A 9,211-nucleotide genomic window follows, 5' to 3' on the forward strand; every position below is an offset into this window, starting at 1 on the left:
TGAGATCCTCCTTGTGATCGCACTTGGCTATTCCGGGGAAGAGATCCGGCTTGAGCCCCTCGGAAATGATGGAGATACCCGGTACTGGCGGACACCCGACGGCGTCCACCATGTGCCGAAACGCTCCATCGAAGACTGCCTTGTCAGGAGGTGATCTTCTCGGGCATTGCCCCCTCCCCCTCGTCCCCGTCCGCAAGTGCTTCGCAGGGAGGTTGTATTGGGCGTCCTCAGATGCAGCGCGGGAGGGGCGGGAATGCTCCTTTGGTCTGCCAGAGCAGATAAACGCCCGATTCTTTCAGAATCGCCTTTCAGGTAGCTCTCTCGAGCAAGGGTTTATCACCTCTGTCATCCTGCTCCCTCACTACCCCGCCCCCCGATACCCGCGCCGCACCTGCTTCAAATTACCCCCAAAAAAATGCGAGGAGGCTTTTGATCCTTATTGTTTCTGCTCTTTCGGACCTGCACTCTCCCCCGGCGGACCTTCCGCAATCTCCTCGAATATGGTATCCACTCCAACCAGTGTATTGATCCACCTTGTCTCGTCGCTTGATTGGAGTATGATCAGAATAAGCAGGGTGAATGGCACGGCAAAGACGAGCCCGACGACACCCAGTGTCCAGCTCCAGAAGATAAGCGAGAGGATGACAACGAGTGCGGGCATCTCAAACCGCTTTGATGCAAGATGTGCATACACGGGATTCTCAACAACGACATTCAGGATGATGACAAGAACGACCACCGCAACAGCGCCCCAGATCCCAAACTGGAGCCAGGCAAAGAAGATCGCGGGTATCGCTGCGATGATAAGCCCGATATAGGGGATGTAGCCTAGTATCACTGTCAGAATTCCCCAGAGGATGGCGGAGTGCACCCCCATCACATACAGGATGCCTCCAAAGAGGAACCCATGGACAATATTCGTCTCTGTCCTGACGACGACAAAATCCACCATGAACCTGCTCATCCGGGCGAACTGTCTGAGGGATTTGTTCTCCACGCTACCGTAAATCTTCCTGATCCGCTCTGGAATCTTTGGTGCTTCAAGGAGGGCGAAGAAGGTGGTGATCGCAATGAAGAAGATATACAATAATGCCTCTCCAAGGCCGAGCATCGACTGGGAGATGATCACAGCAGTTGACTGGAGATCTATTGTCGGATGGGTGACTGATGTCCGTTCGATCCCGAGTCTGTCAAAGAGCATGAAGATATCAGCGAGACGTTCCTGGAGCTCTGCCTGGAAGAATGGGAGGTCGGCGATGAGCTGGCCGATTGAAGCGAGAATCAGAAGAATCAATGCGATAATAATCAGGATTGCTCCGCCTGTGATGATAGAAACTGCGGCTATGTCGGGGAGCCCTTTCTCTTTCAGCCATCGTACACATGGGTAGATGAGCATGGTGAGGACGAGCGAAAGGAGGAGGATATTAATTATATATGAGGTGATCTGTATTCCTATCACAAATACGATTAAAAGCGACAGGAATCCGAGTGTCGCATAGGTTATCGGGATTGTCCGTGTGTCAATCATTGTCCACTTCCCCTCTCTTCAAAGAGATCATGCAGCCGGAACCTGTGTGGTCCCAGTCTGCCATCAAAGTTCGATGCGCCGATCGCGAGGATGCCGCCATGTGCAGTTGCCGCCTCTATCCCGGCCCTCATCGCCGATCGGATTGCGTCTTCACCAATCCCGTTGATCACCACTTCATAGATCGTCGTTACCCCATCCGGCACCTGTGAGCCTTCCACCTTTTCTTTCAATGTCGGGCAGAGGAGATGATTTGTGCTGGCGGGCATGGGGAAACGGTAATTTTTGCATCCGACTTTTGATCCGCTCCCGACAATACCCCCGGCAAAACTCATGATCACATCCCGTATCGGCTCTATTGCCTTCACCCCCGCCTGTGCAGCAGCGAGAGCCTCGTGGCGGTCATTCCCCATTACGAGGAAATTTCCTCCTGCAATTCCTTTCACTGTTCCATACCGCTCCTCTCCGATATATTCCCCTTCCATGACAGGAATACGCCAGCAGTGACGGTTGCCGACCATGCATCGCTCCTCATACCCGTCTCCAAAGTAATGCATCCGTGTATAGAACCGATCGGGTGCATCGGGGAGTCCGTCATAGGCGGATGCTGTTGGCGCCGGGAGGATGCACTGGGATATTCGATCCGATACATTTGATCGCATCTGTTTCTTCTCCGCGGAGATCAGGATCGAGACACCCGGTCTTCCGTCAGGGGTATCATCCAAGGTGCCTTCTATACCTGCCTCACAGGGGCAGTAGATCTTTGAGGTGGCAAAACCTACTGCTTCTGCTGCTGCTGCATATGCCAGTTCATGTGTGTCTGCGGTGACGATCACCCGCGAGATCCAGACCGGGAACGCCTCGGCAAAGGTATCGATTATGGTGATCCCGTTTCGTTCCATCCGGGATCACCCTCTCTTGAATATGACTCCGTCTTCGGTAATGATCGCATCCATTGGAATGTCGTGCGGATCAAGTGGGAGTGCTTCCATCTCCTGGCATGCAAAGGCAATACCGATCTTCCGAATCGACGGGTACTTCTCAAGGAAACGGTCATAATAACCTGCGCCATAGCCGATACGCCCGCCCCGGCGGTCGAATCCGAGCATCGGGAGGATGATTGTATCGATATCTGCACCATCCGCTGGGATCTCATTCCCGATCGGTTCAGGTACTCCGAAGGTGCTTGGGATCAAAACCCCCATATTCTCAATATAAGATAGACGAAGGCTGTAATCCTCTTTCTGGATGATCGGGACAATGACCGGATTTTTGTATGCGAGGAGCATCGTGATGAGCGGGACTGTGTTCACCTCCATCTCCTTTGAGGTGTAGACCATCACCGTCTCATTTGGCTGGATCATCTTCATCAGGTGAGCGCAGATCCGCTTGCTCCTCTCAAACCGCTCTTCCGGTGTCTGCATCTCCTTTCTGTGCCTGAGAATATTCCGAATTGCCTCCTTGTCTTCACCCATAGGAATCATCACCTAATGGCAGTAGTAGAGCAGGAAGGTATATAAGACTCATCCCTCTATCTGCGTCTCATCTCTCTTCTGCTTCCCGAGCATGTATGCAATAATCATGCCGATCAAAAATGCGGGCGTGATGCCGCCGATGAGAGCGATGATTCCCATTGTGATTGTAACCGGATAGGAGTCGGTCTTCATGCCATGTTTTCCAAGTTCAAGGGCAACGAAGATGAGAAGGCCGCCGAAGATGCCATAGGGGATCAGGGTGAGCACTTCAGGGGGTGCAAAGGCGATTGCAAAGCCGATGATGATAAGGCCTGCGATGATATTTGCCCCGCCGGTTCGAGCACCGAACCGGTACATGGCGGCGAGCCCCCCGGCCCCGTGGCACATGGGGAAGCCGCCGAAAGGGGCAGTGGTCAGGTTCATGATCCCAATCGTCTTTGCCAGCCGATCAGGTTTGATCTCGTGCCTGAAGAGGTCAAGGGTGAGGAGCGATGTGGCAAGGATTGCGTTACCGATGGTGAGCGGGATCTGCGGGATCACCAGATGCAGAGCTGAGAAGAGCCAGTCTCCAGATGCAGGTATGATCAGCTCAGGAAATGGAATCAGCCGAAACGGGGGCAGTCCGGTCATGATGATACCTGCGCCAAGGCCGATTCCGATCACGATAAGTGAGGAGATATCCGGGATCTGCCTTGTATGTGCAGCAATAAAGAACCCTCCTATGATCAGAATGGCAACTCCCGCAAAGAATGGATCCGGTACAATATAGCCAAAGGATGTCCTGAGAAGAATAAGTGCCAGGCCGACCTGGATTCCCCGGATCACACTTACCGGGATCACTCTCTGAAGTGTCTCCATCCCCTTTAGATAGCCAAGGATGATAAGAAACAGCCCGATGATGATCCCGGAAGCAGCAATCTCGCCTGCTGTTAATCCTTCAGCGATGGCAATAGCACCGATCGCCTTCATCGGCTCGATCGGGACAGGGAGCCTGTAATAGAGCCCTGCGATGATGAACCAGAGCCCGACACCGAGGAATGCATAGCTGACATTGACTCCGGCGGCAATCCCTGCCCCGAGTATGATCGGAAAGATCGTCCCGAAGTCGCCGACCGATCCTGCAAGCTCCCTGAGTGAGAAACGGATGCCTGTCATCTGGTTCTCTTCAGGAGCCGGTTCCATATCCATCCGCATCACTCTTCTGGTAAGAGGGATAGGAACTGTTTATTGATAAAGAACATGGATAGTATCAGAATGCTGCGGTGGAGATTACTTCCGCTACCTGGGCGGCTCTCTCAGAAGATCAATCATTGTTTTTGGGAATTTCTCTGAAAAAATATCTACATAACGGCGATCGATTATGGAAACGATTGCATCTGTTCCTTTCCTTGTGGTGGATATGCCCACCCGCTCGGCTCTCCTGATAAGCCCGTCCTTCTCCATCGCGGCAAATTGCGGCAGGACATAATAGTGGGGTATACCAAGGTGCTCGGCAAGCCGACGTGTTCTGGGGAGTGATATGGAAACCTCCTCCCCGGTAACACTGATGGTGATGCGGCCTTCTTCCAGGATGAGCCGGATGGCCGCATCAAGCATTTCGTGGTGTTCGTATGCGTTCATTGAATGCTCTCACTATTCTGCTCTCTTTGTAAGAGCGGTTCAGTTCAGATGCCAGAGACAGTGCCTGTTTGATGCTTAATTTGATTTCTTCTTACCGTGCTGGTCTTCAGGCATATCCTGGAGATACACGATCTCAGCACCGGTATCGGTTGCAATCTGTTCAAGTTCGGTCTTCCGGAAGTGGGTTCCCTCAACCTTCAGCTGTCTCTTGTCATCTGCACCTGCGGTGACTGCAACAACCCTGAATCTGGGTTGTTTTACACCTGTGCCTACCTTCTGTCGTTCTCGTACATAGATCTTCATACCCTTCACCTCATTTCAGTTGGTATATCAGTTGATATACATGCATTGTATAAATAAGTTTGCACAATATGCTCCCTTTTAAGGTGATTTTGGATCTGTGTTCTATGAGGAGAGAGTTCATGATGTTTATTAAACTTATTAAATGTATTTAATCAACAATACATTATTCATATTTGTCAGCGAATGAATATACTGGTACAGATGAAAGAGGAGAAGGGTTCGTGACCGTTTATCTTGGTATTGATGATACGGATACGCAGGAATCACGGGGAACCGGAAGGCTTGCCCGTTCTATCGCAGATGAGCTGTCTTCAGAGTATACGATACTCGGTGTCACACGGCACCAGCTTTTTGTCCACGATGAGATTCCCTATACATCCCATAACAGTGCTGCTGTTATTCATATCGATTGCAATGGCAATGGATCTTTGCAAAAGATCTACCTGAGAGCCCGCGAGCTGATGCTCTCTGACTTCATCGTTGGTAGTGATCCGGGTATCTGCATCGCATCATCAGATACAGTAACTCCCCCGGTTGTTGCATTCGGATGGAGTGCGAAAAACACCGTTCTCACGCAGGAAGATGCACGTCATCAAGCAAAGAACTGTGGGATCACCCTTGAAGGGCTTGGCGGGACAAACGGCGGTATCATCGGTGCACTTGCCGGTGTTGGCTTAGCGGCTTCGGGGGAGGATGGCAGGTTTGTACAGAGGGGAAGCTCTCGGATGATGACCGGAAGCCGGAGTATTGAAGAGCTCCTCGCCTCCGGGATCGATCAGATCATGACCCGGGATCGCGAGCCGGTTCCTGACGGGCTCGTGGAGATACGGAAGTTCCCAAAACCGGCTCTCGTGAATGGAAAAGCAGTCCTGTACGTCACAGGAACAGATGGGCACTATCAGGATCTCGTGGTTGGATAACACCCTTCCGGGATCGATCTGCCTATCACAGCAGTCAGAATAAATAAAGGCTGACTCCGGATGAATGATCTAGAATAAGGATAACGTAGAGTTACACAATGGTTTGATTATTATGCACAGAAGAAGGGAGATTGAATCCAAACTCAGAGGCGAGACGCTTGGACGTCGTGGCCTTCTGAAACGGTATGAAGGTACAGATCAGCTCAGGATCGCTCCGGATCTGAATGTTGTTAAGATCGGGGGGCATGGGATCGTTGATTACGGGGCTCCTGTATTAAAGCCGCTTGCAGAAGAGATCGGGGCGCTCTCACGGAAACACCAGATGATGGTTGTGACCGGCGGTGGTGTCCGTGTCCGTCATATCATGGATATCGGTCTGGATCTCGGTATGCCAACCGGCGTGCTTGCGGAACTCTCTGGTAAGGTGAGTGAGCAGAATGCGATCATGATGTCTGTTCTCCTTTCAGAGTATGGCGGTACACGCATTCACTCTGCAGATCTCCTTGAGCTCCCGATGCTCCTTCGGATGGGCATTCTTCCGGTGACACATGGCACTCCCCCTTATGGTCTCTACGAATCACCCTCAGAAATTGGCATGATCCCGGCTCACCGGACAGATACCGGTGCCTTTCTTATGGCTGAGGTGCTCGGGGCGAAGTCCTGTATTCTTGTCAAGAATGTTGACGGCCTCTTTACGGAGAATCCATTTGATAACCCGGATGCCGAATTGATCGGAGAGATCACAGCCGCCGAACTCCTGGATATGGGGATGGAGGATCTGGTACTTGAGGATAAGGTGGTTGAGATGCTGCTGGATGCAAAATGTGTCCGTAAGGTTCATATCATCAATGGGCATGTTCCCGGCACACTGACACGCCTCCTGAATGGGGAGCGGGTTGGATCGATTATTAAAGCATGAATGTGGAATGTGATGGTTTATTGTGTTAATTAAATAAGATTAACTCTAATCTAAAAAATAACCGTTAAATAGTAAAAGATAGTAATAAACGCTGTTTGCTATGGAATGGAACAGAATTATTCTTGTAGCAGCCCTTCTGATCGCAGGGCTGCTTGTTGCAGGATGCGTCAGCGGGGATGCACCTGCCGTACCGGATGCAACACCAGCACCAACAGCTGCTCCAGCTCCCGAAGAGCTTCGGATCGCGACAACCACCAGCCTGTATGATACAGGATTGCTTGATCACCTGACGCCCGCGTTTGAGGAGAAGTATAATGCCAAACTCCTGATCGTCTCTGCCGGTACCGGGAAAGCTCTCGAGTATGGCCAGCGGGGCGATGTGGATGTAATGATGGTGCATGACCGTGCCCGTGAAGATACCTTCATGGCTGATGGTGATGGAGTTGAGCGGCGTGTCATCGCGTACAACTACTTTGTGATCATCGGTCCCGAGTCTGACCCTGCAGGCATCCGTGGAACAGAACCCGAGGAAGCATTTCAGACCCTCTTGACTGAGGGCAAAGCCGGAACTCCGGGTGTTGTCTTTGTCTCACGTGGTGATGCATCAGGAACCCATGCAAAAGAGAAGGCTATCTGGAAGTCCGCAGGCTATGACTATGCAACCGATGTCCAGAACTCAGGTGACTGGTATGTTGAAGCGGGAACCGGTATGGGTGCCACACTGGTGATGGCAAATGAGAAAGAAGCATACACCCTCTCGGATATTGGGACATTCCTTGCATACAAGGGAGATCTTCAGCTTGTGCCGGTCGTTGATTCCGGTGATATCCTCCTGAATATCTACTCAACGATGCTGATCAATCCTGAGAAGCATGCAGGTATCGACACAGAACTAGGGAAAGCCTGGATCAACTACTTAATCTCCGAAGATGTACAGCAGGAGATTGCCACATTTGGTGTTGCAGAGTATGGTGAACCCCTCTTCTTCGCAGCATCCGGAAAATGGGATATCATGGGTGTTCCCGAGGCAGAGGTAACTTCACCTGTTGTCTGATCGAAAACCAACTCTTTTTTTCCATCTTCGACTACATTTTCCATGAGAGTATGCTATGAATGAGATCGTTGCCGGCTTCACCACCGCAATCGAGTTGATCGTAAGCCTGGATCCGGAGGTAATAGAGACCGCTATACGGAGTATTATTATCTCGCTCACAGCGACGTTCTTTGCCACCCTGCTTGCGATTCCGATTGGATCTGTCATAACTTTCTCCGAATTCCGGGGAAAGAAGTCACTTATCAACCTGATCCAGACGCTCTATGCCCTCCCGACGGTGCTTGTCGGGCTCTTTGTTTTCCTTCTGATCTCACGTGCAGGGCCTTTTGGTTTCATGCGGCTCCTTTTCACCCCTGAAGGGATGATCATTGCCCAGGCGATCCTGATCCTGCCGATTATGGTCGGGCTGACGATATCAGCCCTGAAAGGTGTGGATTCGACGATCCTTGACACCCTCCGGTCACTGGGTGCGACCCGGTACCAGTTCATGAACAGCGTCGTCCGTGAGGCACGGTATGCGATCATGGCGGCAGTGGTTCTTGGATTTGGCAGGGCAATCTCTGAAGTCGGCGCTGCGATCATGATCGGCGGGAACATCCGGGGCCATACCCGTGTTTTGACGACCGCAATCTCGCTTGAGACCTCAATGGGAAACCTTGCTATGTCGATTGCCCTTGGGATCATCCTCCTCGGAATAGCCCTTGTGATCAATCTCATGCTGGCATTTGTACAGAACCGGTGATCCTGAATGCTCAGACTGCGTGATATTACCAAAAAATTCAGCGACACCCACGTGCTCAGGGGAGTATCTGCTGAGATCCAGAAAGGTGAAATCTTTACGATCATCGGACCCTCAGGTGCCGGAAAGTCGACACTGCTCAGGATCATTGATTTCCTGGAGACACCAACCTCCGGGACGGTGATCTTTGGAGGCAGGGATATTACCTCCGAGGGATCAATTGAGGTTCGCCGCAGGATGGGGATGGTCTTTCAGAAATCAGCGACCTTCAACACAACCGTGTACGAGAATGTTGCCATCGGCCTCAGGTTCAGGGGGATACCTGAGGCAGAAGTCAGGGAAAAGATTACAGAAGCCCTCGGGATTGTCGGCCTCACCGGGTTTGAAGAGAGGAAGGCAAAGACACTCTCAGGTGGGGAGATGCAACGGGTGGCGCTTGCCCGGGTACTGGTCACAAATCCGGATCTTCTTCTTCTTGATGAACCTACAGCAAATCTCGATCCGGTCTCGGTGGAGATGATCGAGGATCTGATCAAGAAGATCAACCGAGATTTTGGGATCACTATTCTTATGTCAACACATGATATGGTACAGGGGCAGCGGCTGGCACACCGGATAGGGGTGATGATGAATGGGGTATTTTCCCAGATCGGTAC

The 9,211-nt window shown here is 51.6% G+C and carries 11 protein-coding genes; 5 read left to right on the forward strand and 6 right to left on the reverse strand.

Features of this window, described 5'->3' with window-relative positions; all coding sequences use genetic code 11:
- Nucleotides 1–436 precede the first annotated feature (436 nt).
- The 6 genes from QCH34_RS02345 to QCH34_RS02370 all read right to left on the reverse strand — a co-directional run bounded on the left by QCH34_RS02345 (nt 437) and on the right by QCH34_RS02370 (nt 4,923).
- Complete coding sequence (locus QCH34_RS02345) at nt 437–1,528, reverse strand: AI-2E family transporter (RefSeq protein WP_300329467.1); 1,092 nt, start codon at nt 1,526–1,528, stop codon at nt 437–439.
- A complete protein-coding gene (fhcD, locus tag QCH34_RS02350; RefSeq protein ID WP_300329470.1) occupies nt 1,525–2,427 on the reverse strand; it encodes a formylmethanofuran--tetrahydromethanopterin N-formyltransferase in 903 nt (300 codons plus the stop codon). The genes QCH34_RS02345 and fhcD overlap by 4 nt, the downstream gene beginning before the upstream one ends.
- Before the next feature lie 6 nt (nt 2,428–2,433).
- Nucleotides 2,434–3,000 (reverse strand): 5-formyltetrahydrofolate cyclo-ligase, encoded by a 567-nt coding sequence (locus QCH34_RS02355; protein ID WP_300329473.1) that lies wholly within the window; start codon nt 2,998–3,000, stop codon nt 2,434–2,436.
- Nucleotides 3,001–3,048: 48 nt separating this feature from the next.
- Complete coding sequence (locus tag QCH34_RS02360) at nt 3,049–4,188, reverse strand: putative sulfate/molybdate transporter (RefSeq protein WP_300329476.1); 1,140 nt, start codon at nt 4,186–4,188, stop codon at nt 3,049–3,051.
- Nucleotides 4,189–4,278: 90 nt separating this feature from the next.
- Nucleotides 4,279–4,620: a hypothetical protein gene (locus QCH34_RS02365; protein ID WP_300329479.1), complete on the reverse strand. Its 342-nt coding sequence runs from the start codon at nt 4,618–4,620 to the stop codon at nt 4,279–4,281.
- Between the two features lie 75 nt (nt 4,621–4,695).
- Nucleotides 4,696–4,923 carry a hypothetical protein gene (locus tag QCH34_RS02370; RefSeq protein ID WP_300329482.1) on the reverse strand — a complete coding sequence of 76 codons (228 nt, stop codon included), beginning with the start codon at nt 4,921–4,923 and terminating at the stop codon, nt 4,696–4,698.
- 221 nt (nt 4,924–5,144) lie between these two features.
- Between QCH34_RS02370 and QCH34_RS02375 the strand changes: the two genes are divergently transcribed.
- From QCH34_RS02375 to QCH34_RS02395, 5 genes are all read left to right on the forward strand, one after another.
- A complete protein-coding gene (locus QCH34_RS02375) occupies nt 5,145–5,843 on the forward strand; it encodes an ABC transporter substrate-binding protein (protein WP_300329485.1) in 699 nt (232 codons plus the stop codon).
- A 112-nt stretch (nt 5,844–5,955) separates the two neighbouring features.
- Nucleotides 5,956–6,762 carry a uridylate kinase gene (locus QCH34_RS02380; RefSeq protein WP_300329488.1) on the forward strand — a complete coding sequence of 269 codons (807 nt, stop codon included), beginning with the start codon at nt 5,956–5,958 and terminating at the stop codon, nt 6,760–6,762.
- A gap of 100 nt (nt 6,763–6,862) precedes the next feature.
- The gene (locus QCH34_RS02385; protein ID WP_300329491.1) at nt 6,863–7,816 is read left to right on the forward strand and encodes a substrate-binding domain-containing protein; all 954 of its coding nucleotides are present in this window, start codon (nt 6,863–6,865) and stop codon (nt 7,814–7,816) included.
- 55 nt (nt 7,817–7,871) lie between these two features.
- Complete coding sequence (locus tag QCH34_RS02390) at nt 7,872–8,558, forward strand: ABC transporter permease (RefSeq protein ID WP_300329495.1); 687 nt, start codon at nt 7,872–7,874, stop codon at nt 8,556–8,558.
- Nucleotides 8,559–8,564: 6 nt separating this feature from the next.
- On the forward strand, nt 8,565–9,211 hold a 647-nt coding region (locus QCH34_RS02395), incomplete at its 3' end, for a phosphate ABC transporter ATP-binding protein (protein WP_300329499.1).

This window comes from Methanocalculus sp. (assembly GCF_029762515.1).
GTDB lineage: Archaea > Halobacteriota > Methanomicrobia > Methanomicrobiales > Methanocorpusculaceae > Methanocalculus.

What these genes read in the sequence shown, in the direction of transcription:
- QCH34_RS02345 (WP_300329467.1), bottom strand. Translation starts at nt 1,528, where the DNA reads ATGATTGACACACGGACAATCCCGATAACCTATGCGACACTCGGATTC.
- fhcD (WP_300329470.1), bottom strand. Translation starts at nt 2,427, where the DNA reads ATGGAACGAAACGGGATCACCATAATCGATACCTTTGCCGAGGCGTTC.
- QCH34_RS02355 (WP_300329473.1), bottom strand. Translation starts at nt 3,000, where the DNA reads ATGGGTGAAGACAAGGAGGCAATTCGGAATATTCTCAGGCACAGAAAG.
- QCH34_RS02360 (WP_300329476.1), bottom strand. Translation starts at nt 4,188, where the DNA reads ATGGATATGGAACCGGCTCCTGAAGAGAACCAGATGACAGGCATCCGT.
- QCH34_RS02365 (WP_300329479.1), bottom strand. Translation starts at nt 4,620, where the DNA reads ATGAACGCATACGAACACCACGAAATGCTTGATGCGGCCATCCGGCTC.
- QCH34_RS02370 (WP_300329482.1), bottom strand. Translation starts at nt 4,923, where the DNA reads ATGAAGATCTATGTACGAGAACGACAGAAGGTAGGCACAGGTGTAAAA.
- QCH34_RS02380 (WP_300329488.1), top strand. Translation starts at nt 5,956, where the DNA reads ATGCACAGAAGAAGGGAGATTGAATCCAAACTCAGAGGCGAGACGCTT.
- QCH34_RS02385 (WP_300329491.1), top strand. Translation starts at nt 6,863, where the DNA reads ATGGAATGGAACAGAATTATTCTTGTAGCAGCCCTTCTGATCGCAGGG.
- QCH34_RS02390 (WP_300329495.1), top strand. Translation starts at nt 7,872, where the DNA reads ATGAATGAGATCGTTGCCGGCTTCACCACCGCAATCGAGTTGATCGTA.